Origin of the sequence: Colwellia sp. E2M01 (genome assembly GCF_018860585.1) — a bacterium.
Classification (GTDB): domain Bacteria; phylum Pseudomonadota; class Gammaproteobacteria; order Enterobacterales; family Alteromonadaceae; genus Colwellia.
Window position 1 is genome coordinate 82,248 of record NZ_JAHKPR010000016.1, and the last position, 26,489, is coordinate 108,736.

The following is a 26,489-nucleotide window of genomic DNA, read 5'->3' on the forward strand; positions in this document are numbered from 1 at the left end:
TTACTTAACGCAGTAAAAATGATTATAAAACGCTCAAAAGTTATTCAGCCCACCATACATCGTATAATTCGCTCACTGCTACTGACGTTGCACCGTTGTCAGTCAACCATTTCTCAACCGCTGCTCTATGCTCTTCAGTACATGAGCCTAATGCTTGCGTACAAATAAGACCGTGCCATAAAGTATCGCCTTCACCACCAAAACCTAACTTATTTGGTTGAATAACTTCTTCAAAAAATTTACTGATAAAAGCATCAAGCTCTTCACCATCAATACCATCTTTTAATTTCCAAGCTACATCAAAACCTAGCTCTTGAAACTCATCAACACGTAATTTTTTACGTAAACGGGTGCTACGATTCTTTGCATCTATTTTCATGGTAAAGCCTTATATTTTCTTAATGTCGCATGTAAATATGAAGCAACATTGAGTGAAGCGAATTTTAAAGGCGATATTATATACTTGTTCCCGTTTAAAAGGTAGTTTTGAAAAAGTAGAACTTACTACGCATTCTCCCTGTAAATAATAATATAGTTAATTGAGCTACCCCTTTAATTTAGTTACACTGCGCGCTATGAATGATTCTATAGTAATATCAGCCAACTCGGCTAAAAAATTTGGTCAGCAAGTAGTAAGCTGGTATCACCAACAAGGTAGAAAACATCTACCTTGGCAACAAAATAAAACACCTTATCGCGTGTGGATATCTGAGATCATGTTACAGCAAACTCAAGTTGCAACGGTTATCCCTTATTATCAACGTTTTATGGAAAGCTTTCCGACCATTACTGACTTAGCAAATGCTGATGAAGACGTGGTATTACACCATTGGACTGGTCTAGGTTATTACGCAAGAGCTCGCAACTTACATAAAGCTGCAAAAATAATGGCTGAAAACTATGCGGGTAATTTTCCGGTAGATATAGATGAAGTTATTGCATTACCAGGTATTGGCCGCTCAACCGCTGGGGCTATTTTAAGTTTATCACTCAAGCAACATCACCCAATTTTAGACGGTAACGTAAAACGTGTATTAGCACGTAGCTATCTAGTTGAAGGTTATAACGGCTTAAGTAAATTTGATAAAGCCTTATGGAGTTTAAGCGAACAATTAACACCGGTGATTGAAACTGATAGTTTTAATCAAGCAATGATGGATTTAGGCGCAACCGTTTGTACCCGTAGTAAACCTACTTGTAACTTATGCCCTGTTGAAAAAAGCTGTTTAGCACAAGCAAGCGATCAACAAATGAATTTTCCGCAGAAGAAACCAAAAAAGAAAATTCCTGAAAAGAAAACCATTATGGTGATCCCGCGTATTAGTAATGAAAAAGCCAAGAAAGTTCTAATGGAAAAAAGACCACCTGCTGGTATTTGGGGCGGATTATGGTGTTTTCATGAAGTTGACAATGAAGATGAGATAGACAGCTTAATGACCAAGTTGTCACTTAAAGCTCTTTCTTTAGAGCAGCATGAAGAATTTAGACATACCTTTAGTCATTTTCATTTAGACATCACCCCTGTTGTCGTTGATTGTAGAGAACTAGAGCATGCAGAAGTAGACACAACAAAAATAAACGAACCCAATCAACATAAATGGTATGATTTACATTTAGGTGAAAGTGTCGGCTTAGCCGCTTCTACGCAAAAGCTAATTGCCTTATTGAGTGATTAACATAGAGTAGTGATATATCTATTAACGAATACTAAAATTTACAAATATTAAACTTACGAATACTAAACTTACGAATACTAAACAGAGAAATAATTATGAGTCGCACTGTATTTTGTCAACATTTAAACAAAGAAGCCGAAGGCTTAGGTTTTCAACTTTATCCTGGTGAAGTAGGAAAACGTATTTTTGATAATATTTCTAAAGAAGCATGGACAATCTGGCAAAAAAAACAAACCATGATCATTAACGAAAAGAAAATGAACATGATGAACCCAGACGATCGTGCTTTTTTAGAATCAGCCATGGTTGATTTCTTATTTGAAGGTAAAGAGCCAGAAATTGAAGGTTACGTACCACCAAGTAAATAATTATTTTACGCAAAGTGAACATTTGACAGATTTAGGCCTCTGTTCACTTTATAACTCGTTAATGCTTACAAAATCTGCATAAAAAACAGATGTGCTGTAAAAAACAGCAAACAAACACTTTTTATTAAAAAGATTTAAAAAAAGTGTTGACGAGTTAACAGAAAAACAGTTTAATACCGCCCGTCTTAACGAGGCAGCGAAATCGCCCAAGTATTAATACTTAGTTAAGCAAGTTGCCCCGATAGCTCAGTTGGTAGAGCAGAGGATTGAAAATCCTCGTGTCCCTGGTTCAAATCCGGGTCGGGGCACCATTTAAAGAAGTGGTGCTCATATATTGTTAATTAATAATATTAAGTATTACTTCGGTGCCAGAGTATTGAATAGTAAATAACTTTTTAATACTGCACACGTTCTTCGTGTGCCGACTTAGCTCAGTTGGTAGAGCAACTGACTTGTAATCAGTAGGTCGCCAGTTCGATTCCGGCAGTCGGCACCATTTATTCTCTTATGAGAAGAAACGAAACCTTAACAGAAATGTTAAGGTTTTTTTTCGTCTGGATTTTATTGAAATAACTATTCTAATTATTTGATTTTAACTTATATAGTTTTTAGCCTGCGGCTGTTATATTAACTTCAAAATAATATGAAAAAGGAATTTATCTATGCAGATTCTAAATGCAATAGTCCATGAAGTAAAAAAAGAAGAGGACTCTACCGCAGTTGAAGTAATATTTAGACAAGATGAGAATGAAATTGACTCTCATGCAGTTGATTTGAGTAAGCAATTAACAGGTTTATTTAAAAAAACAGGCCTAAACTCTGGTGGTTTTACCCAACCAAAAGAAGATGAGCAACAACCGCAATTTGTAAACCTATTAAATATATACCTTAATAAGCTATCCTTTACTGATTTTGTTAAATTTACACAATCCGCAACAAAAGAATTTCAACAACAATTATTTAAAGCGCCTACAGCAAAAGGAGGATGTCTTTGGTTTAATCATTATGAACATAATGAAGAACACTTTTTATCTGTGGTTTTATTGAGAAAAAAAGCAGGTTTAGCATTATCTGAAAACCTTACACTTGCTCAAATAGAGCAGATTGACCTTGATAAACTTCACATGGCTTCAAGAATAAATTTATCAAGTTGGAGCGAAGGAAACTCTAATAGATATATTTCATTTAGAATTGGCAAAAATGCTAAAGACGTAACTGATTATTTTGCTAAGTTTATTGGGTGTAAAGAATTTACAAGAGCTAGAATCGATACTCAAAATCTAGTAGCCGTTACAAAAGAATATTGTCAAACTAACGATTTCGATGATACTGCTACGGAAAATATCAAACAGTTTGTTTTCGACAGATGTATAGAATGGTTAGCAAATGATGAAGCTATATTACTAGAAAATATTTCTACTGCTCTAGATGCATGTTTTCTACCTGAAAATAAAGGTACATTTCTCGAAATTTCACAAAATGAACCATACAGCTTAAATAATGAAATGTCCGTAGAAAAAGCAGCACTAAGATCACTCACTAGATATATTGGCAAAAGTAAAGACCTATCCATCAGTTTCTCTAGTGATTTACTAAATGTTTCTGTTTTTTATGATCCAAAAAATAAGTCACTTAAAATTACAGATATACCACAGTCTTTGATTGATCAGTTGCCAAGCTAATGTCTGCCGAAATATACCTTTCATTACAACAACTCTCTGAAAAGTACCCACTAGAGATTGACGGCCAGTTTTTATCAATTGAACTTGAAGTAACAGACGACTGTTGGACAAAACTACCTGAGAGTTTAAAAATTGATTCGGTTAAAGTTAATAATCTATATATTGATCTAAGTGAACTTCAAAAACACAAAGGTAAAATTGCTTTAATAAAGTTTGTTAAGCCCCAAGGAATATTTCACTCATGGAAAGAATTCCTAGATTTTAAGCCAAATTTAATTAAATGCCCCGAGACTTTCTTTTTGTTAGATGACAATGTCATATACCCTACAAATGTCATTGAAGGTGAAACAAAACATTATCTAAGTATTATAAAATTAGTAGAGATATTAATAGAGCATGCAGATCATACTGAGAATTTATCTGATCTTGTTGTCGACAAGGTAACTTATTTGCATAAGTCCAGAATTGATATTCAAATGCTATTTGATAAACATGACTTAGTTGATTCACTAGATGGCATAACTGCGATTTGTTCATATTTCGATGATAATAGCCATAAAGAGCAAAAAATAAGTATTTTAAAAGAAGCTTTGTTTGGGCTAGGTATAGCTAATAACTCAGAAAATAAGCTGTCATATTTGATTAAAAACTTCGGAGAATTTTCGAAAAGGTTTATAGAAAATTATAATTTATTTGTAAGTGAGTTTTCGTTCGATGAAGTAAGAAAAGAGTATGAAGAGAAAAAGCGGGACTATTTTATAAAGTTAGACGAAATATTCTCTTCAGTCCAATCTAAAATGCTAGGCATCCCAATTTCATTGGCTTTAGCATCATTTAAATTAAGTACTATTGTCGATGAAAAATCATTTTGGGCCAATTTATTTCTGAGCATTTCTATCATTGTGTACTCGGCAATGATGATAATGTTGATTAAGAATCAAAAACACTCTTTGAAAGCATTGAAATCAGAATTCACTAGTCAAATGAACCGATTAAAACATCAATACAGTGAGCAGTATGAAAAAATTCAAGACATGATAACCGACTTAGATAATAGGCATGATTATCAAAAATCATGTTTAAATTGGTTTTATGTCATGTGCTGCACCTTATTTATAATTGTAATCGCTCTTTTTCTTTGGCACTTACCATGGAAGTTAATTTTAGGAATTTAGTAGGAGCAGTTGTAACGTGCCTAAAAGAACTAACGAATATCAAAAGCTTGTACTTGCTATCAATAAGCACTTAGCATCATCTAATGCAATTGTTACAGAGTCAAAAATGTTGTATGACCCTGTTTCCGAGCAAGACCGAGAAATAGACATATTAATTGAAGATAACTCAGGACTTTATAAACTTACAATCGGTATAGAATGCACGGCTAAATCACGCCCAATTGGTGTGCCAGTAATTGAACAGTTAATTACTAAACATAAAAATGTCGGGATCCAAAAAATAGTAATTGTTTCAAAATCAGGATTTACTATATCTGCACAAAAATTTGCAAAAAAAATGCAAATTGACGCTATATCTTTTGGTCAAGCATTAAGCCAGTCATGGCCATCATTCTTAAATAAAGCTAGAGATGTGAGGTTAATACTCAATTCAATAACAATTGACGATATAGACTTCAATGTAACCTTTCTAGAAGATACTGAAAAAGTTGAATATACGCTAGAAACCACAGTTTTAACTTATACAAATGAGAGATTGTTAATTTCAGATTTTGTTTATGATTTAATTTCATCACCTTCAACCCAAAATATTAAAGAAAGCAACGTAGTTGATGTTGAAGTGACAAATGATGGCTCTAAACATAATAGTGAATGGACATTTGAGCATGAAATAATAATTACCGATAAGAACGGAGTAAAAGCTAAATGCACTAAGATGTCAGCCAACTATACTGTTGTGCGTTCTTTATCACCAGAGCAGCTGAGCTATGAAGATTTTAATAATAAACCTATAATATACGGTTCAAGTGATAACTTAGGAGCTAAGAAAGATATTAATATAACTGTTACAGCAACAGGTAATAATGAAGGGGTTTCTATGGCTTTTAATATCAGTTCTCGTTCAGGATTAAATTTAAGGTAATATTTTAACTAATCATGGATGAGATCAAATTTTTAATATTAATATTCCAATCGAACAGCTGGCTGGATAAAACAAAAGAAATTTCTTCAATTGTCGAAAATGGAAATAAATACGAAGTTTATTTTGGCAAAAGCGATAAGATGTACGCTTATAATAAAGATAAAGTACAATATTTTGATCAACCTAAAACAATTGAACTGAATAAAGATCTCGTCCGTATTAAGAGTAAAGGTACCTCTAAGTGGAGTTTTGCACTCTATTTTGGAGTTTATGTGTGTTTATTTAGTGATAAAGAGAAAAGAATAGAACTAACAGAAAACATCGAATTAATCCCCAATATTGCAGAACATGAAGATACAAAAAAATTAATTGATTACTACTACTTTTTAGCTAAATCACTTGAAAATAAAACACCACATTTAAATTTATTTTACGATAAAAAATTAGGTGCCATTCAACCTGAATGTGTCATTAGTAATTTTGTTATGCTGACGCCACCCAAGCATGAAAAAATCACAACCTATCCCATATTTCCTTTCGGTATAAATCCTTCACAACAAAGAGCAGTTATTAATGCCTTGGAAAGTCAAATTAGCCTGATACAAGGCCCTCCCGGCACAGGAAAAACGCAAACTATTCTCAACATAATTACCAACATAATCATGCAAGGAAAAAATGTTGCTGTGGTGGCAGGTAACAATTCCGCAATTGATAATGTTTTTGAGAAATTAGAGAAAGAGCAAATAAGCTTTATCTCTGCAAGGCTAGGTAATAAGGGCTCACAAAAGCAATTTTTTAGTGTTAAAGGAGAGCTACCTGAACTTAAAGGTTGGTCAATGAACAGCAACACTGTTTATCTCCTTAGAAATCAATTAAACCAAATAAGTAGTCAAATAACTCAGTTACTAGAAGCTAACAATGCATTGGCAGTTCTTAAAGAAACTCTAGTTCGACTAGATATAGAAAAACAATATTTCGATAAACATTTTGATATTCGACCTTTAAACATCAAACGTTTTTCATTTATGACTAAATGGAATACCCCTAATCTTTTAAATTTTTTAGCAGATTTTAAGTATCACTCTCAATTTGTAAAATTAAGCTGGTTAACAAAATTTAAATGGTTATATAGATATAAAATCTACAAATTTGATGATTTGAGACTATTAAACGAAAATATCTTTAAAGGCATCATTAGCGAATATTATCAACGCAAAGCAATTGAACTAAATCAAGAAATAAATGGCTTAGAGCAGCTTCTTATTAATGACAATTTTGAAAGCCTTTTACAAAAGCAAACACAACTATCTAACACCTTATTAAAATCGTTTATCGCACAAAAATACCAGTCTATCAAAGATACCAATTTTGACGAAAAATCTTATAAAAGAAGCCAAGAAGCATTTGAAGAATTTGTTAATCGATACCCTGTTGTGCTTAGTACAACAGATTCAATTATTAATAACAAAAGTGAATCCGAGTTATTTGATTATTTGATTGTTGATGAAGCATCGCAGGTAGATTTATTAACTGGCTTTTTATCGATGTCATGTGCCAAAAATATTGTCGTTGTTGGTGATTTACAACAACTTCCACATATTCCAGATGGCTCATTAAATGACTCAATAGATCAACAGTTCAATGTAATGAATGGCTATAGTTACTTTCACGAAAGTTTATTGTCTTCGCTAGATAAACTGTTCCCTTTGGCACCTAAGACACTTTTAAAAGAACATTATCGTTGCCACCCTAGAATTATTGATTTTTGTAATCAAAAGTATTACGACGGTCAGTTAATTACAATGACATCTTCATCGACTGACCCTTTCAAAGTCATCAAAACGGAAAAAGGTAACCACGCGAGAAAGCCACCTTCCGGTAGTGGTTTTATTAATATTAGAGAGTTAGATGTTATCAATAATGAAGTTTTAAGTAATGAATTAAAATTGTCAGAGGTTAATGAAATAGGTTTTATTTCTCCTTATAGGGCACAGGCAGATCAAGCTTCATCACGGCTTGCAATAGCAAATATTGCAGCCGATACAGTACATAAATTTCAAGGTAGAGAAAAGGAAAGTATAATTTTTAGTGCTACAGCAAACACATTAACTGCATATATGGATAAACCAAACCTTTTAAATGTAGCTGTTTCTAGAGCTAAAAAACGATTCACCTTGGTAACCTCTCAAAACGTACTTAAAAAACAAGGTTCGAATATCGGTGACTTGCTGCGACATATTGAGTATCAATCATTATCACCCTGCATTTTTGAAAGTAAAACTATTTCTATTTTCGACTGTTTATACAAAGAATATTCAAATGCTTTAACTGCATTTAGACACAAAGTAAAAAGTAATTCTGACTATCTATCTGAAGATCTTATGTCCTCCTTGTTAGATGAAATTTTAAACCAAAACCTATATAGATCCTTTTCATATCGGAGAAATTACACGTTAGGCTTATTAATTAGTAATTTTTCAATATTCGACACAGAAGAGAGAAAGTTTGCTAAACACCCGAATACCCACATTGATTTCTTATTATTCAATAAACTCGATATGCAACCAATATTAGCAATAGAAGTTGATGGCTATAGATTTCATGAGCTTAATGAAAAACAAAAAGTTAGGGACAACCACAAAAACAATATATTAAACAAAATATCGCTTCCACTGCTACGTTTATCGACTATTGAAAGTGGTGAGCGAGCAAAAATTGAATCCACACTCAATATTATACTTGAAATACCTATTGATGAAGCGGAGTATTAACAGGAGCATACGATTTAATAAGAAAAACCCCAAGTTATTGAGCTAGGGTAAATTTTGAATAATCATCGATATTTTGATCAACAGGTCGAATTATCAAAACCACTAAAAATGCAGCGCGCTAATTTTGTTGATGAATTTCAAAAAACTTAAGCACAACTTTTTATTTAGTTTGAACTGGAAAACACACATTAATCATACAATTAGTGTAATAAACAGGGGTTGAAAACAGATAGGGCTATTATTCTATTTTAACATATTATTCATAGTGTTAACCTGCATAAATAGTGACTCCTTATATACCAAGCCGATAACTTGTAATCAGCCAAGCAGTTCGATCGGGCAGTCGGCACCATTCATTTTCTCTAAAAGAGATGAAGAAACGAAACCTTAACAGCAATGTTAAGGTTTTTTTTTCGTCTGGAGTTTATTGAAGCCACATATGAGATTAAATAAACTAGAAGGCGAAATTGACAAGGTTGACGATTAAAGTTCAACACCAAAATCGCTACACTTCAAAATGATTAGAAGTTTTATCAATAAATGGCTCTAATGAAATATTTCTGGTACTTTTATAGTTCTCAAGTTTATGACCTACAGACTTAAAAATTTGTTTTACGAGATGCTCTGACGTTGCCCGATAAACCGTTAATTTACCGCCATACAAAGCAAAATATCCGGGGTATTGTGTAGATGCCAAAATACGTGTTTCTCTAGATAAACTATTGGTATCTCCCTCGCCGCGAAGCAAGGTTCGCACGCCGGAAAACACCTCAACTATGTTATCTTGGCTAATGTTTTTACTAGGAAAGTAACACTGTACAAAACGTAGTAAATAAGCAATTTCTTCATCAGATGCCGCACAACTGCTTGCGCTAGCAGTTAATATCGTTTCAGTAGTACCAATAAGGGTTTTCCCTTGCCAAGGTAATATAAATACAGCGCGACCATCATCAGGTGATTCACCGTAATAACACGACTCTGAAATTCGACAATCCACCACAATATGCACACCTTGCACTAACTCAATAGCTAACATTTCTACTGCAGGTATAAATAATCTTGAGAGTTGATTAACCCAAGGACCTGCAGCATTAACAAGTGACTTAGCATAAAAGGCTTCTAAGTTTTCAGTCGTGTTATTTTGAAGCTTGCTATTTTTTTGATTATCAATATTCTGCTTTTTAGCGACAGTAACTTTATATTCACCGTTAGCGAAGTTTATCGAACGTACTTGCACGTCAAAGTGAAATTGTGCGCCAAGCTGTTGTGCCGACTTTGAAATCGCTTTCGTTAAATATTGATCGTGCGTTTGCGAGTCTTGATAATAAAAGACTGCTTTTAAATTGTCTGTATTAAGAGCATCTAAACTTTGCCAATTGGCTTTTTTGATACAGCCAACACTACGCCCTAGCCAATCACCATCTAACAATGCGTATAAACGTAACCCACAATAAACCATTAAACGTGAGCGTTTTGAGGTTTTATAAATAGGGATATAAAAGCGGTTAACATGAACTAAACTTGGGGCGTTTTTTAATAACAGACGGCGCTCTTTTAAGCACTCTTTAACGAGCGAAAAACTAAAGGTTTCTAAATAACGCAAGCCGCCATGAATCAGCTTAGTGCTGTTACTTGAAGTTTCTAAACCTGGCGCTGCATTACTTTCTAACACTTGAACACTTAAACCGTTATGCGCTGTAGCTTGTGCAATGCCACAACCTTGTACGCCAGCACCAATAACAATAACATCGCTGCAATTATTTTCTATTATATTACTTCTGTGACAGTTACTAGCGGCATTATTCAATGCTTTACTCACAAACAAGAAAGGAATAAATAAAGCATTGCACAATTAAATTATTTAGCCACTTACTAAGTACATTGATTAACTTAATGATGAATGGCAGCAGTACCACTACTTTCGACTTTTAATGTTTGAGATTTAGGTTGTCCTTTAAACTGAGGTTTAGCATAAACAATAGGTTGATTTCTCACACACATTAACGACTCACTAAACACTTGGCAGCTACCTCTAAATAAGTCACCATTGCCATTTTCATATGAACATTGTGCAGCTTTATTTTTCGTTTCACAGGCCTGCCAAGGAGCGCTATGCGTATGAGAATCGTGAGCAAACGCTGTAAAATTAATTACAATACCAGCTAGGAATATGATTAATATTTTACAAAACATCATTATTGGGCAACCTCACCAGAAAAGCAGCCAATAAATAAGTTTTCACCTGCGCCCGCAGAATGATAATGATAGCCACAAACATCGTCAGTATGGCCTCGACAACTATCTAAGTCTGTCGCTTCTTCATTATTTTCATCTAACATACTGTAAATAGCATAACCATCCATAGCATAACCAAATGCGCCGCCATGACCATCAGCCTCAAAAGCGATTGCTGGGCATGTTCCTTCACCATGGTTAGCACCATGATAATGATAACCTGCAAATGGGTTTACATGGCCAACACAATCGTCAAATGCGGCAATAGTGTAAGCCCCTAAAATAGCTTCGGTAGGTGCTGCGGCATCTAAGGTTACGCCATTAAAAGCCACGCCAACATTACCTCGGCCTACAGAGCCTGCACTAGTACGCGGTACAGGTATTGTAGGAATTAAATAGGTAGACGAGATCCCTTCTCCTGTACTGCCACTGTAGTAACTAATTTCACATTGCACACAGAAATTATTATATTGCGCATCAATATTAGGTCTAGCGGCTGCTTCACAAGCTACTTGTGTGTCAGTAATGTTAACTTCACCTGTAGTTTTGTCGTAAAGATTCCACGTACTGTCACCATAAAAAAGCCCTAAATTGGTAATGAACTCCCCAGTTAAATCATATAGCACGCCATCATCAAACCATTTACCTGCATCAACTGCGGTTGTCGACGTTGTTTGTGGACAAAAAGGGCCAAGCTCCGTTCGGTCTGACGGAAATCCACTAATAGTAACTGAGTAACATGTTGAGGCTTGACCATTAGATAAAGTACAAGCCACTTCTGATACGGAGCCTGAAGTACCTAAGTCAAATTTTGATGAGTCTACTGCATAACTGTTGCTTTCGTTAACTTCTGTAATGTTCGTATTGTCTTGAGTGTCTACATCACTCTCTAAACCGCTTGATGTTTCATCGCTAACATTACAACTACAAAGCATCAATAACGCTAACACAGGAGTTACCTTAATGACCTGAGTATAACGTTTAGCTATTTGGGGTATAGCAGATTTCATTTTATATTCTCGCTTTAAATATGACTTTATTTTGATAACTTACTGCAGTGCTTGAAATACAAAAAAGTAACAAGGTTAAGTCTAATGTAAAATTGTGCAAGAACTGTGGAAACAATAAGTAAATAATATAAACAAGATAATTTCATCCATTGGGTTAAATTATCTCGTTTGCCGAACCTTTCGCAAAAACTTATGATAGCTTTGTTCCTTGAATCTCCCCGATTCTTATTGTAACGCTTAATGTATTGTTATTTATTTTGACAGGACATCTTACGGTGTCCTTTTTTTTATATACATTTTAATCAGTGGGCTTTCACACAACTAATACAAGTCCGTTAAATTATTGAATACCTGTACGGCTTAACATAAGTAAATCCTGCGCTGCTCAATCAAGCACCTTGTCTTTAAATATTTTTATTGCATGCAGCTAGGCCAGAAACTTATCGGAATTAGTATAAGGATAAAATATAATCTTTTAAAAACATGCTTCAATACATACAAACAAACCAAAATAGTGCAAACAAGCCAAAATAGTGCAAAAACAGCAAGGTAACCAATCACCAATACAACTTAATAATTTAAAATCAATAACTTACTTGGTGGCGCAAGTTTTGCTTAATACCTTACTTTACTCTTATCTTAATTATCTATGCCTATTCAAACACCTATACGCGGCCTACGCTCATTTTGCGTTGCATCAAAATGTCTCAGCTTTAAACATGCAGCTGCACAATTATTTTTAACACCTTCAGCCGTTAGTCATCAAATTAAACAACTTGAAGCACAATTAGGTTTTCCTTTGTTTAAAAGAAATGTTCGATCTATTGAATTAACCAGCTCTGGCAAACAGTTTTATCAATCTGTACAGCCTATAATTCATCAATTAGAAGCAACCATCAGTGAGTTTACTCACAACCAACAGAACAAAACGATTGTTATCAGTTTGCCTGAGTTTTTTGCCAGTGAGTTATTTGTGCCTCATTTAAACGAGTGGTGTGAACAAAACCCTAGCATTAACCTTCAACTTGAGACTGTAAAGTCAGGTAGTGAGCCATCAAATATTGCCGATTTATCTATTGTATTAGCTAATGGCAAGCCCAACGCAAGTATTATCGAAGAACTATTTCAAGTGCGATACGTTGCCGCGTGTAATAAAAAGCTCTATATAAAGTTGAAAAATTCTGGCTTAAAAGCTTTAAATAATACGCCACTTATTTTACATAGAGCTCGACCTTGGTCTTGGCACCAATGGGCTGAAAAATCTGGCGTTGATGATTTTGATCCGAAGCAAATTATACAATTTGATAGCATGTTTGGTGTAGCTCGCGCCGCACAACAAGGCATGGGAATAGCGCTAGTACCACTACCTATGAGCAAGACTTGGTTTAGCGAACGTTTATTAGTTAAATTATTTGATGAAGAGCTGTATACCAACGATAGATATTACTTAATTCAGCATGAAAATATGGAAAGCAAAACAGAGTTAACTTTATTTGCTAATTGGGTAAAAGAAACTTTTGTAGGTGATCGCCATCTATAACGCACAATAACGTCCTGTTCTCTGGTTTTAATTACAAAGCAGAGCCTGTGATATGTAATTGGTTACTTGAATAGGCGATAACGCCGTATAAATTTATTGTTACGTACTGTTTAAATAGAATAACTATTTCGGCTCGCTACTTTGTGACTTGAAGAAATAGCATTCTAATATCTTTAATACGCTAACGATGTAAAGAATAGCGGCTGATATCAATAGAATACGCTGTAAGAAAATGGCGTTAAAGTTAGAGTCGGCAGCCATCGCACTATTAATGATCACCAATAACGCAATAAAGCCTGAGCTATAATATTTTGCCATGGCAGATCCCGAAAATATATTTTTTGCAAAAAATAGCGTTGTGCTCAATAGTAACAAAAGATAAAAGTTAAATTGTGGTACCGCAACAATCAACCAATAGAAAAACCATGCAAACAAACCACCTAACATGGTAGACAACAATGAATTTCGACCTGCCTCTTTACCTTGTGTTAAATCAGGCTTTAAAATAAATATCGCGGAAAAAGTCATAACCAATATAAAATCGACTAAACCATAAGTAATAAAAACAGCTGCAATGGGAAAAACAACTAAAGTACTTTTAAGGGCAAGCTGAGCAGCCACTTTTGAGTAACCACTTTGGTATTTAGGCTTAACAGGAAATTTCGTAAAGCTTGGATCAGGAAAGAAAAAATGGCCTAGCCAGATCACCCCAATAGTTAACCAACTTGAATAAACAAAACCAACCGAAAAACCAATCGCTAATCCTTCGTGACTATTAGCTATCATAGGTAGCACTAAAATAGCGATCATCGACATTAGAGTAAACCAAAAAGATCCACCTCGGTTTAGATAGTAATACAAATGAAATAACACTAAAGCGAGAACAATAAGGTAAGCAATTGGATATTGTAAAAAGAATAATGAAAATACTAGACCTAAAGCAAAAGCTTTTAATGTGCTAAACATATTATTTAAACTGGCTTTAACCGAAGGCTTAGGCAATGGCATAGCTAAAATAAGCGCAGTAAAAATAGGCATTAAAAAAGCTAATGGCCAAGTAATTCCGTATGCTATCGCACAAGCAAAAGTAACACCAAAAACAAAACGCAAAATACGCATACTTTTGATGTCACTATAAATACTTATATTCATTGCCTTTTGAGCGTCTTTATTTTCATTAATATACATAAGACAATAAGCTTAATACGCGGATCCAAACCCAACCTATAGAATTAACAAACCAGTTATCGCCCGTATATATTTGTACATCGGCTTGCCCACCTAAACGACGCTTACCTTTAGTGCTGTCATCATCAAAGGTTATCATCACCGGAAAACGCTGCGCATCTCTTAACCAACCGGTTTTAGACTCAACCGTTGCTAAACTTCCTACGGCACTTGTTGAAGCGGTATCAACCGCAAAACCTATACTACTTACTTTTCCTTTATAAATAGTACCAGGATTAACATCTAAAGCGATTTCAACTTCATTACCTATTGCTAAATTCGCTAGGTTATTTTCACGTAAATTTACTTGTACCCAAGCATTATCTCCTTCAATAAAAGTCATAGCGGCGGCACCAGCTTTCGCATAAAAACCCGCATCAATTTGCAAATTAGTAATACCACCTAAAGAGGGTGCTAAAATAATTGTACGGCTTAAATCTAATTGAGCTTTTTTCAATTGTGCTAAGGCAGCTCTAATTCTAGGGTTTTCATTACCTTCTTTACCAAGTGCTTGCTTAGCTTTATCTAAGTTAGCTTTGGCGCTAACTACTTCGGCTTTACTTTGTTTGATAGCAGCACGTGCTTTGTCACCATCAGAATGAGAAAGTACGTCTTTTTTCTCCATTTCAAATACACGAGCACTTTGTGCATTTACATGTTCAACATTAGTTTCGGCAACAACAAGTTGCGCTTGCGCTGTTACCACAGCCGCCATACCAGCGCCAATTTCTTGGCCGGCTAATTCTAGTGACGCCTCCGCATTTTCTATCGCGAGTTGATAATCACTAGGATCTATTTTAAATAAGACATCGCCCGGCTGAACGATTTGATCTTGTTCAACCAAAACCTCAGTTACTCGACCAGACACTTGCGGCACAATAGGAATAACATAGGTTTTGACTCGCGCTTGATCAGACCAAGGAGCATGTCTATCGGCAATAACATACCAAACAAAAACCAACGCAGTGATAAGTAGAGCATACTTGGTTATTTTTCTAACTGGATCTTGTTGTTCAGTCGCTTTGTCTGACGAGTTAACTGCGTTTTCACTAGAGCTTTCTTGTGTTTGGCTCTGTGCTGCTTGTTGCTGTACTTGTTGTTCTTTTTTATCGGACATGTTATTTGTTCTTCCGTTTAAAGGGGGAATACGAAATCTAGTAAATTATTGAGTATCTGTACTGGGTAACGATTAGTTCTACCTTAATAATCAATTAGGTAATTATCCTGATAATAATTATCGTTAAGTTATCTCAGTTTTTATAATGTCAGAAAGTATGACACAACTTAATAACTAAAGTTACTTTGTTAAAGTACTTAAATAAACATTAAATAACTGTATTCATAACATTCAAGCTTGAATAACCTTTTAGAAAAGCGATAATAACGCCCATTTATAATATTAAGATGTAATTCATTAATTTAATGATTGGTCCCATATTTTCTGCGGAGATAAAATGCCTTTGGTAAACTTTTATACTAAATTAAGTCCTTTTCAACGAGTAATTATTGCCTTAATACTTGGTATATTTACCGGTATATTTGTTGGTGAGCCCGCAGGTCATATAGGGGTTGTTGGCGATGTATATATCCGTTTATTGCAAATGACTGTTCTACCTTATGTATTGGTGTCAATCATTGGTGGTTTAGGGCGATTAGATAGTGCGATGGCAAGCCGTATTGGTATGCGAGCCGTTAAAGTGATCTTCATCATGTGGTCTGCGGTAATGGCAACATTATTATTACTGCCCCTCGCTTACCCTAATTGGGAAACCGCAGGCTTTTTCAGTAGTAGCATGGTGGCAGAAGCTGCTCCGTTTAACTTTATAGACTTATATATTCCAAGTAATATTTTTGCTTCTTTATCCGAGACTATAGTACCTGCCGTAGTACTTTTTTCATTGTTAATGGGTATAGCATTAATTCAAGTACCTAACAAAGACACCTTAATTACCTTAACCACTAACATTGGTGACAGTTTAATGAAGGTAGCGTCTTATGTTGCTAAATTGGCGCCTTTAGGTATTTTTGCTATTTCAGCATCTGCAGCCGGTACTTTAGAAGTTTCGGAATTAGGACGTTTGCAAGTGTTTTTATGGGTATATATTGCTGCTGCCGCTTTGCTTGGTTTTGTATTTTTACCATTACTCATTCATTGGGCAACCCCATTTTCCTATCGTGAGATACTTTCAACAGCCGGCGAAGCGGTAATTACAGCATTAGCAACTGGCACGGTATTAGTTGTACTACCCATGATTATTGAGCGCTGTAAGGAGTTACTAGATAAACATGGGATGGAGTGCGAAGAAACAGACTCCACCGTTGATGTATTAGTACCTACGGCTTATAGTTTTCCGAGTACGGGAACACTGCTAGGCTTAGGTTTTATCTTATTTTCAGCTTGGTATGTTGGTGCACCTTTAGGTTTTGATCAGTATATTTCGTTTGTTGTTTTAGGTGCTTTAACTGCATTTGGCAGCATGGCTGTTGCTATTCCTTTTTTACTTAATTTTTTCGATTTACCCGCCGATCAATTTCAATTATATTTATTAGGTAGTGTTATTACCGCTCGTTTTGCTACGGGTTTAGCTGCATTACATGGTTTTGTTGTTACTTTACTTGTTGCTTCAGCAGTCATCAAAAAGTTGAAATGGCACAGATTAATGCAAGCGATCTTTGTACACTTAGCGGTAACTTTTGGTGTAATGATTGCAGTAGGCATAACCTTAAAAACGCTAATACCTTATCAATACGAAGGTATTCATACTTTTGAGTCAATGAAGACAATGAACAAGCCAGTTAAATTAGTTTCTTATAATGAGCTTACCCCATTAACTGCTGAAGAACTTGCTCAACCTCGCCTTAAAATAATACGCGAACGTAAAAATATTCGTGTTGGTTATAACAATGTTAGCTTGCCTTATGCCTTTAGAAATACCGTTGGTGATGTAGTCGGTTTTGATGTTGAATTAATCAATCAATTTGCCAAAGATTTAGGTATAAGCTTATCAATAATACGCATTGAAGAAGATGCTAATGAGGCGGAGCTATTATCTAACGGTAGTCTCGATATAATTATTGGTGGTCACTTAATTACACCAAAGCGTGCATTAGCGGTAACCTTTTCAAATTCTTACGCATATCATACTGCTGGCGTACTTGTAAAAGACTCACGACGTGATGAGTTTTCAAGTTTAACGGCAATAAAAGCAATAGAAACATTAAACTTAGGAATAGGTAGTAGTGAATATTATCAAGACATCGTAAAAGAATATTTACCGAATGTTAAGTTAACTGAAATTAATAATGTGCGAGACTTTCTCAAAGGAAAACATGAAGGCGTAGATGCATTAATTTACTCCACAGAGGCTGGCTCGGCATGGACTATGCTTTACCCTGATTTTGCTGCGGTTATCCCTAGAGAATTAAAATTAAAAGCTCCTATTGCCTTTTTGTTACCTCAAGGACAGCTTGATTACGCTCAATACGTAAATACTTGGCTGAATCTGAATAAAGAGAATGGTTTTCAAGAAAAGGTATATCACTTTTGGATTTTAGGCGAAAACCCTGAAGCTAAGCAACCTCGCTGGTCAATCATGAAAGACGTATTAGCGTGGTAGTTTCGGTTGATTGTTAATTACTGATAAGCATTACAAATATTATCAGCCATAAAAAAGCACCTGTTGGTGCTTTTTATTCACAAGCTATCTTAACTAGGTATCACTATGGGTAAACTATGAATTAATTATTAATTATTAATTATGCTTTATGATAATTATTAATATACCACTGTGTATGTTGAGTCATAGTATCATTATAAACCTGCTGTAATGAGGGTAAAATAACCGCATCAGGCTCGCCTGTTAACTCATCCATAAATACTTTCTTAGTTTCAGTCGCTAGCACTAAAACATTGTCATATTTACTGTGACAAAAGCCTGCTAATCGTCCTTTACCATAAAAAATATCGTTTTCGGCTGCACTAACCTCAAGCCCTGCTACCTTCATATTTTTTAAAGCGCTAAGCCAACTATCTATAATTGGTCGCCATTGCTCACCGGTTACAGTACTTGTACCCAAGTTAATTACCGGTAAATCTTTACGCTCATGACGTTTATAATTGTACGAATGATTGTCATAAACAATACATTGAGCAAAATCTTCAAGTAAAGCTTCAACCACAGCCGCAACAATACGATAAAACTGCGAGTGTTTTTCCTTACTTTTAGCAATCATTACATCACTAAGAGGGGTTTTCCATATTTCTTTTCCCCATGCGGTTTCATATACACACTCATCACTACCACGGTTTAAGTCGTATTCATAACGAGAATCATGGGCAATTAACGTAATCGGTTGCTGAGCAATAAAAGTGCCTGTGTATGGGTCTTCTTCATAATAACGGGCCGCTTTATCAAGTAAGCAATTATCTTCAAGCTCGGCTCTAAAGTTAGCGCCGTCATGAATTGCTGCCGCAAGTATTGGCAAATACTTATCAATCTTTAAAGTAAAAGCGCCACCTGTAATAGTTGCCGTAAAACATTGACGTTGTTTTATTTTATTAATAATTTCTTGCTCTGTTAACTGCTCTAATGTGCTTATTGCCACAGTAAGTTCCCTACGTAAAATAATAAAAACAATACAATTAAAAGCTCAATATTACATCAAGCGTAATAACGATTAATATAAAATCTTTTATATCATATAGTTAAGCTTAATTTTCGATGCTTTTTTTGTTAAATATATCATCATGATTGTGCGCTTAAATTATATAACTTAATACAAAAAAAACGTTAATTTATTGATAATTTATCTTATTGAACACTAGTCAACGCCCCTGTGCGGCTGATAGAATCTAGCTCTATATATTTTTTGAACATAAATAAACAAAATAAGAAGACATTGAGATGGGCAGAGCTTACCAAAACCGCAAATTATCTATGGCTAAAACCGCAGGTGCCAAAACTAAAGTTTACTCTAAGTACGGTAAAGCAATTTACGTTTGTGCTAAAAATGGCGGCATTGACCCCGATGGTAACTTGGCTCTACGCGGTTTAATTGACCGCGCTAAAAAAGATCAAGTGCCAACTCACGTTATTGAGAATGCTATAAAAAAAGCATCTGGTGCTGGCGGCGAAGATTTTGTTGAAGCGCGTTATGAAGGTTATGGCCCTGGTAACTGCATGGTTATTATTGACTGCTTAACCGATAATGGTAACCGTACCATTAAAGATGTTCGTCAGTGCTTTACTAAAACAAACTCTAAAATTGGTACTACCGGTTCTGTTTCTCATATGTTTGACCAACAAGCGGTTTTTGCTTTTAAAGGCGAAGATGATGAGAGTGTTTTAGAAACCTTAATGATGGCTGATATCGACGTTACAGATGTTGAGTTAGAAGACGGAATTATTACCGTTTATGCACCGCATACCGAGTTTTTTAAGATTAAAACAGAGTTTGCTAACTCAATGCCTGAATATGATTTAGAAGTTGAAGAGATTTCTTGGATCCCACAAACCTACATTGATGTTGAAGGTGAAGAAAACTTAGCAAATTTTGAGAAGTTTATTGCGATGTTAGATGACTGTGATGACGTACAAAATGTTTATCACAATGCTGAAGTGAAAGACTAGGCTACATTTAGGCTTGATAAATAGCTCCTAACCTATAGTTAATGTAACTAAAAACTTCAGTGTAAGCGAATAAAAAACATAAAAAGCCTTCTCATTAATATTTTAATGAGGAGGCTTTTTTGTATCGGTAATTAATATTTACGTAATATAAAAAGGCATAGCCTGACAAGATAACTTTATAGCAGTTACTCTCCGCTTATTTCAGTTATTTCTTCAACGTTCTCGTCGTCTAGCTCGATGGGCTCTACTTCTATCCCTGAAACACGTTGTAAACCTCTAGGCAACTTATTGCCTCGACGACCACGTTCTCCTTTGTAATGTTCAATATCAACAGCTTTCAGTGTCAATTTACGCTTACCTGCGTGCAAGGTAATTGCCGCGCCATCAGGTACTATGCATAACAAGTTAACAAACTCTTCACGTGTTTTTGCGCGCGCAGTCGGTATGTTGATAATTTTATTACCTTTACCTTTGGCAAGTACGGGTAAGTTTTTCACCGGAAAAACTAACATTCGCCCTTCACTCGTTATGGTAAGGCAGTGATCTTTATCTAAGTTATCAATGCGTTGCGGAGGCATAACTTTAGCAGATTCTGGCAAGGTGATTAACGCTTTACCATTTTTATTACGACTCACCATATCGGAAAATTTACTAACAAAACCATAACCAGCATCACTAACCATTAAATATTTATCGTCGTCATCAGACATAAGGCTATGGACAAAATTATTACCCGTTGCCAGATTAAAACGGCCAGTTAATGGCTCACCTTGCGAGCGAGCTGTTGGTAAAGTATGTGCATCTGTTGTAAATGCGCGGCCGCCTGAGTCAATAAACACCACTGGATTATTACTACGCCCTTTTGCCGAACACAAATAACTATCACCGGCCTTATAACTTAAACTGCCAGGGTCAATATCATGGCCTTTAGCGCAACGCGCCCAACCTTTATCAGAGATAACAACCGTTACTGGCTCACTTGGCACTAAATCTTTTTCGGTTAACGCTTTTGATTCTGCACGTTCAACTAATTGAGAGCGACGATCATCTCCGAATTCTTTAGCCGCTTCTAGAATTTCTTTTTTCATTAGCGTATTCATGCGTGCTTTTGAATTAAGAATTTTTTCTAAGTAATCACGTTCAATCGCTAATTCATCTTGTTCAGCACGAATTTTAATTTCTTCAAGCTTTGCTAATTGACGTAATTTAATTTCTAGAATTGAATGTGCTTGTAAGTCAGACAATGCAAAACGTGACATCAACTCGGCTTTTGGATCGTCATAGCCGCGGATAATTTCAATAACTTCATCAATGTTTAAATAAGCAATCAATAAACCATCAAGAATATGTAAACGAGCCAAGACTTTATCTAAACGGTACTGAAGTCTTCTACGTACTGTTTCGCGGCGATATTCCAGCCATTCAGATAAAATAACTTGTAAGTTTTTAACTGCTGGTAAGTTATCTAAACCTATCATGTTGATATTAACGCGATAGCTTTTTTCTAAATCTGTACTGGCAAATAAATGCTGCATTAACTGCTCAACATCAACACGATTTGAGCGCGGTACAACAACCAAACGTACAGGGTTTTCATGATCGGATTCATCACGAAGGTCAATAACCATAGGTAATTTTTTGGCGGTCATTTGCCCTGCAATTTGTTCTAATATTTTTCCGCCTGAGGCTTGATGAGGTAGTGCAGTAATAACAATATCGCCCTGCTCTACGTCATAAACCGCACGCATTTTTATACTACCACGGCCTGTTTGGTATATTTTTTCAATATCCGCTTTTGAGGTAATAATCTCGGCGTCGGTCGGGTAATCAGGTCCTTTTACAAATTCAAGTAATTCGCTAACTTCAGCTTTAGGGTTTTCTATTAAATGTACACAGGCATCTGCAACTTCACGCACGTTATGTGGGGGAATATCAGTTGCCATACCTACCGCAATACCGGTAATACCGTTAAGTAAAATATGAGGAAGACGAGACGGTAAGGTCATTGGCTCTTTCATGGTACCATCGAAGTTTGGCTGCCATTCAACGGTTCCTTGACCTAATTCAGCCAATAATATTTCGCTGAATTTAGATAGTCTTGATTCGGTGTAACGCATTGCCGCAAATGACTTTGGATCATCTGGAGCCCCCCAGTTTCCTTGTCCGTCTACCAATGGGTAACGATAAGAAAAAGGTTGTGCCATCAATACCATGGCTTCATAACAGGCACTGTCACCATGCGGGTGAAACTTACCTAACACGTCACCTACGGTACGTGCAGATTTTTTATACTTAGCCGCCGCCGATAAACCAAGCTCTGACATGGCATAAACTATGCGTCTTTGTACTGGTTTTAAACCATCACCAATATGTGGTAAGGCTCTATCCATAATTACGTACATTGAATAGTTTAAATAAGCTTCTTCAGTAAAACGTTTTAATGGAACTTGTTCTACTCCATCGAGACTATATTCGAGCACATCTGACATGAATTTATTTCCTGATATTTCGAGGGCTAATTATTATTTTAATTCTTTTAAGACGCTGTCTGTAAACTTATTTACTTTAAGCGCTTTATTATAAGTACATACTGTAAGTGACATATAAACGTTATCTATTAAAAACCTATTACCCATATAATTTTTATAAGATATTTACCATAGTATCTAGCTTAGCTGATTATATAGTTATACAAAATAGTTAAATGTTAAAACTACGAAGATACAAAGGATTTTAGCTATTTTCTGCTAACTAACCTGAGCTCGGTTAACTATTTACTCGTAATATTTAGCCACTTCAAATACCTTGCTAGTAATCACTTTACATTATCTTAAAAACGCCAAGAGGAATCGAGTTCTATAGCGTTATTTTCTGTTCGCCTTTCTTGCGATGCGGCAATATTTTGATAACATACAGCAGTATTTCGACCTTGCTCTTTCGCTTGATACATTGCTAAGTCAGCACAGTGTAATAAATCTTCAAATTTCATTTTATTATTCGCTAATGTTGCCACACCAATACTCATGGTTATATGACGTTGTGACATCAGTAATGAAAAATTATATTCGGCTATTTTTTCATTAATATGCTTTGCAATAGCTTTCGCTTTATGAATATCAGCGTAAGGTAGTATCGCTACAAACTCTTCTCCGCCTAAGCGGGATAATAAATCACGTGAACGCATTGTTTCATTGATTAGCTTAGCAACTGTCATTAATACTTTGTCACCAACATTATGGCCAAAACGATCATTAATTACTTTAAAATGATCTAAATCTAATAATAAAACCGATAGCTGTTCAGGCTGACTATCAAATTGCTTTACCATTTTATTGCCTGACTCAAATAATGCACTACGATTTGCTAAACCTGTTAATTCATCTGTTAACGTTAAACGAACAAGCTTATTACGAACGATTAATTGCTTAAAGAAAAGTAGAACAAATACAACCGCAGTACCAAGGATTAACGTAAAGTTATATTGCTGTATTAATTGCTCTTCTTTGACATCTGCAACTCGACGGACTTTTAATTCGTTTTGACTCTTAAGTAATGCTGTTGTAGATTTTTTATCCTGCATTTCAAATGATTTCTCTAAAGAAGCAATCATTGCTAAACGTTTATTTTGACGATAGACATGGTACTTTTCTAAGTAAGATTTTTTTTCCAAATAGGCTAAATCATAATTATCTTGATTTTTATAGTGATCGGCTAAAATCAAATGTAATAGCAAAAAATTAGGCTGTACTAATTGAGCTTCAGAAATTTGTGTTGATAACATTTCTGCTCGTTCTAATAGTTCAACTACGTTATCTTTACTGCTTATTTTGTTGTGAATAATCTCTGATTTATTTGCCAAATGAATAGATTCTAACTTCTCTTTTACTAAAGCTTGTATTACCAAGAGTAAATATTGCTCGGCTGCATTGAGCGTTTTTTTTGATAGTGTTACTTTGATCAATAACATTTCGATTTGATACCGATCAACGGATGATTGATTTAACTCGAACAACAACTCGGTTAAATCTGGACTCACCGGTAAAATATTAGTAACAGAGGCGCTTTTATAACTTTTAATATTCGTCGTATTAATAGCGTCATTGGCTAAACAGTGTGTAACTAAAAAGCCGCCGATAATTAATAAGGTATTTAGCCATTTTCGAACATAAAATATCATTCGCCACACACCTTATTTCGACCCAAGCTTTTCGCTTGATACAGTTGTTCATCCGCTTTTTTTACTAACGTAATTAGATTTTTTTCGTCGGTTAAACTGACCACACCGATGCTGACACTGACTTTATTAAGGTCGCTAATTTGCCAAGCATGTTCATAAATACTTACTCTAATGCGCTCAGCGATATTCATTGCTGACTTAAAGTTAGTATTAGGTAAGCAAATCAAAAACTCTTCACCACCATAACGACCAAAAATATCACTTTTTCGCATAATTTTACTGCTAATAAAAGCAATCTTGGCCAATACCTGATCACCAACACTGTGCCCTAAAGTATCATTAACTTTTTTAAAGTGGTCAGCATCTATCATTAGTAGGCTTAATTGATGGTTCTTTATTTTGGCGGCCTCAAAAGCTTCTTGAGATTTATTCATTAGACTACGTCTATTAGCAACACCTGTAAGAGCATCTATATTAGACACAATGGTTAGTCTCTTTTGACTTTGAATAAGACGAACAAGAACCCAAGCAAAAGCTAATGCAACCAAAGCTCCAAACAGTAGGTAAACACGCTGTTTTTCATTATTTAAACTAGCTTCTTTTAAACTTTCTTCATATAAAAGTTGCTGGTTATACAATAATTTATTTTCTTTGTCTGCTTGCTCTGCTTCTAATTTAAGACGGACCTGAGTAATAGAGCTATTATCTTCATTCTCATATTCTTTATTGGTTAACTTGATGAGTTGGGATTGCGTGTCAAAAGCTTTTTTAAACTTCCCTTGTTTATGATAAATACTCCCTTTAAGGTCTATCATATTCAAATAGTTTTTTGTGTTTAACTTTGACATTTCATTAAGCTTATCCAGTATAGCATTAACATTATTTATGCTAATTAACGCTTCATCAAAACGCTCTAAGGCAAACAAGATATAAGCTTCATCGATAAAAAATTGTAAATGATTACCTTTTTTTTCACTGAGAAGTAAATACCCTTTGGCCTTTAGTAAGTATTTATAAGCCTCTTCAGGATTACTCTGCTCCTGCTTTAGATGAGCCCAAGCCATATTTAAATAGACAACAAACATACGGTCATTTGCCGTTTCATTATTAGATTCAGCAATGATTGTTTTTAAAACATTTATAGCATTTAAGTAGTTGTTATTAGAAATATGGGTTGTAGCCATATTATTTAAACTATTATGAGCGGCTAGCAACATACCTGCCTTTTTAAAGTGCAAATAAGATTGCTGGTAATAGCCCATTGATTGCTCATCTTGCTGTAAGTGAGAATAAAGAATACCAAGTACACTATTAGCGCGACCTTTAAGTGCGTCATTATCAGTCTGGCTGGCAATATTATAGGCATCGTTAAGCAAGATTAACGCACGTTTAAAGTCTTCCTTAAGATAAGAAATTGTTCCTAAGTTAATTAAGCCTGCAGCGATGTTTACCTTGTTATGTAGGGATTCAGCAACTTCTAAACCTTTTTTATACTCTTTTGTCGCTTGATTAAGATCACCTAAACTCTCAAATGCAAAACCTTTTAAATATAATAATTCAGTAATAAAAAGACTGGGGCTTGAAAGCTTTCTTGCTATGGTTAAACCTTTATTAGCCGTATCTTTGGCCGCAGTGTATTGGTTCTGCTCTATTTGGACTTCAGATAATAATTTAAAGTACTTTAGATTTTGTTCGATAGAGAGTAAGTTTAGTTTTTTTTCAAAAGAAGTCAGTTGCGTAAGTGCTTCAGCTATATTGCTCTTTTTAAGTTGCGTCACTTGTTCTGCAACTCGGTCGAAAAGCACTTGCTCATTGCCCTCTTGTGCACTGATAAGTAAAGAGTTAAGACAAAGAAAAATACTCATCGATAAGAGGAGCGATTGAATATTTTTTTGTGAAAGACGCAACAAAGTAGTTCCTTAATACTTAAGCTTTAACTTAACTCTTATTAACATTTTTTCATATCACTTATGACTTATGTCTTAGTTAAAATAATTTAAACTAAAATCTAAGTTAAAAAACTAAACTCAGAAGTACGGATTAACAATTAACTCATATACAGAATAATTCGTAGTA

The 26,489-nt window shown here is 35.0% G+C and carries 19 protein-coding genes and 2 tRNA genes; 11 read left to right on the forward strand and 10 right to left on the reverse strand.

The genetic code is table 11. From position 1 onward, the window contains the following. Positions 1-40: 40 nt before the first annotated feature. Positions 41-379 (reverse strand): YggL family protein, encoded by a 339-nt coding sequence (locus KO502_RS02955; protein ID WP_216021065.1) that lies wholly within the window; start codon positions 377-379, stop codon positions 41-43. Between the two features lie 196 nt (positions 380-575). On the opposite strand from KO502_RS02955, the gene mutY reads away from it, so the two are divergent. From mutY to KO502_RS02995, 8 genes are all read left to right on the forward strand, one after another. Further along, entirely contained in the window at positions 576-1,676 is a 1,101-nt protein-coding gene (gene mutY, locus KO502_RS02960; protein WP_216021066.1) for an A/G-specific adenine glycosylase, read from the forward strand. Positions 1,677-1,771: 95 nt separating this feature from the next. Next, positions 1,772-2,044 carry an oxidative damage protection protein gene (locus KO502_RS02965; RefSeq protein ID WP_216021067.1) on the forward strand — a complete coding sequence of 91 codons (273 nt, stop codon included), beginning with the start codon at positions 1,772-1,774 and terminating at the stop codon, positions 2,042-2,044. Positions 2,045-2,279: 235 nt separating this feature from the next. Beyond that, a tRNA-Phe gene (locus KO502_RS02970) sits at positions 2,280-2,355 on the forward strand. A 109-nt stretch (positions 2,356-2,464) separates the two neighbouring features. Continuing rightward, positions 2,465-2,540 (forward strand) — tRNA-Thr (locus KO502_RS02975). Between the two features lie 166 nt (positions 2,541-2,706). Then, positions 2,707-3,726 carry a nucleoid-associated protein gene (locus KO502_RS02980; protein ID WP_216021068.1) on the forward strand — a complete coding sequence of 340 codons (1,020 nt, stop codon included), beginning with the start codon at positions 2,707-2,709 and terminating at the stop codon, positions 3,724-3,726. Next, complete coding sequence (locus tag KO502_RS02985) at positions 3,726-4,901, forward strand: hypothetical protein (protein ID WP_216021069.1); 1,176 nt, start codon at positions 3,726-3,728, stop codon at positions 4,899-4,901. The genes KO502_RS02980 and KO502_RS02985 overlap by 1 nt, the downstream gene beginning before the upstream one ends. Before the next feature lie 16 nt (positions 4,902-4,917). Then, a complete protein-coding gene (locus KO502_RS02990; protein WP_216021070.1) occupies positions 4,918-5,823 on the forward strand; it encodes a restriction endonuclease in 906 nt (301 codons plus the stop codon). 14 nt (positions 5,824-5,837) lie between these two features. Continuing rightward, positions 5,838-8,594 (forward strand): AAA domain-containing protein, encoded by a 2,757-nt coding sequence (locus tag KO502_RS02995; protein WP_216021071.1) that lies wholly within the window; start codon positions 5,838-5,840, stop codon positions 8,592-8,594. Positions 8,595-9,099: 505 nt separating this feature from the next. Here KO502_RS02995 and KO502_RS03000 read toward each other — a convergent pair. The 3 genes from KO502_RS03000 to KO502_RS03010 all read right to left on the reverse strand — a co-directional run bounded on the left by KO502_RS03000 (position 9,100) and on the right by KO502_RS03010 (position 11,839). Continuing rightward, complete coding sequence (locus KO502_RS03000; RefSeq protein ID WP_216021072.1) at positions 9,100-10,401, reverse strand: FAD-dependent oxidoreductase; 1,302 nt, start codon at positions 10,399-10,401, stop codon at positions 9,100-9,102. Between the two features lie 83 nt (positions 10,402-10,484). Further along, positions 10,485-10,790 (reverse strand): hypothetical protein, encoded by a 306-nt coding sequence (locus KO502_RS03005; protein WP_216021073.1) that lies wholly within the window; start codon positions 10,788-10,790, stop codon positions 10,485-10,487. Then, a complete protein-coding gene (locus KO502_RS03010; protein ID WP_216021074.1) occupies positions 10,790-11,839 on the reverse strand; it encodes a YHYH protein in 1,050 nt (349 codons plus the stop codon). The genes KO502_RS03005 and KO502_RS03010 overlap by 1 nt, the downstream gene beginning before the upstream one ends. Positions 11,840-12,494: 655 nt before the next feature. Between KO502_RS03010 and KO502_RS03015 the strand changes: the two genes are divergently transcribed. Continuing rightward, entirely contained in the window at positions 12,495-13,379 is an 885-nt protein-coding gene (locus tag KO502_RS03015) for a LysR family transcriptional regulator (protein ID WP_216021127.1), read from the forward strand. A 123-nt stretch (positions 13,380-13,502) separates the two neighbouring features. Here the strand turns inward: KO502_RS03015 and KO502_RS03020 are convergent, their stop codons facing one another. Both KO502_RS03020 and KO502_RS03025 read right to left on the reverse strand, forming a co-directional pair. After that, positions 13,503-14,567: a DUF2955 domain-containing protein gene (locus KO502_RS03020; protein WP_252730473.1), complete on the reverse strand. Its 1,065-nt coding sequence runs from the start codon at positions 14,565-14,567 to the stop codon at positions 13,503-13,505. Further along, positions 14,557-15,723: an HlyD family secretion protein gene (locus KO502_RS03025; protein WP_216021075.1), complete on the reverse strand. Its 1,167-nt coding sequence runs from the start codon at positions 15,721-15,723 to the stop codon at positions 14,557-14,559. The genes KO502_RS03020 and KO502_RS03025 overlap by 11 nt, the downstream gene beginning before the upstream one ends. Positions 15,724-16,060: 337 nt before the next feature. Between KO502_RS03025 and KO502_RS03030 the strand changes: the two genes are divergently transcribed. Further along, the gene (locus tag KO502_RS03030; protein ID WP_216021076.1) at positions 16,061-18,223 is read left to right on the forward strand and encodes a cation:dicarboxylase symporter family transporter; all 2,163 of its coding nucleotides are present in this window, start codon (positions 16,061-16,063) and stop codon (positions 18,221-18,223) included. A 139-nt stretch (positions 18,224-18,362) separates the two neighbouring features. On the opposite strand, the gene KO502_RS03035 is transcribed toward KO502_RS03030, so the two are convergent. Further along, positions 18,363-19,211 carry an N-formylglutamate amidohydrolase gene (locus KO502_RS03035; protein ID WP_216021077.1) on the reverse strand — a complete coding sequence of 283 codons (849 nt, stop codon included), beginning with the start codon at positions 19,209-19,211 and terminating at the stop codon, positions 18,363-18,365. Positions 19,212-19,510: 299 nt separating this feature from the next. Between KO502_RS03035 and KO502_RS03040 the strand changes: the two genes are divergently transcribed. Beyond that, positions 19,511-20,236, forward strand: a complete 726-nt coding sequence (locus tag KO502_RS03040; RefSeq protein WP_216021078.1) for a YebC/PmpR family DNA-binding transcriptional regulator — start codon at positions 19,511-19,513, stop codon at positions 20,234-20,236. Positions 20,237-20,421: 185 nt separating this feature from the next. Here the strand turns inward: KO502_RS03040 and parC are convergent, their stop codons facing one another. The 3 genes from parC to KO502_RS03055 all read right to left on the reverse strand — a co-directional run bounded on the left by parC (position 20,422) and on the right by KO502_RS03055 (position 26,323). Then, positions 20,422-22,725, reverse strand: coding sequence for a DNA topoisomerase IV subunit A (gene parC / locus KO502_RS03045; RefSeq protein ID WP_216021079.1), 2,304 nt, complete (start codon positions 22,723-22,725; stop codon positions 20,422-20,424). A gap of 341 nt (positions 22,726-23,066) precedes the next feature. Next, the gene (locus KO502_RS03050) at positions 23,067-24,413 is read right to left on the reverse strand and encodes a GGDEF domain-containing protein (RefSeq protein ID WP_216021080.1); all 1,347 of its coding nucleotides are present in this window, start codon (positions 24,411-24,413) and stop codon (positions 23,067-23,069) included. Next, positions 24,410-26,323 (reverse strand): tetratricopeptide repeat-containing diguanylate cyclase, encoded by a 1,914-nt coding sequence (locus tag KO502_RS03055; protein WP_252730474.1) that lies wholly within the window; start codon positions 26,321-26,323, stop codon positions 24,410-24,412. The genes KO502_RS03050 and KO502_RS03055 overlap by 4 nt, the downstream gene beginning before the upstream one ends. Positions 26,324-26,489: the final 166 nt, after the last annotated feature.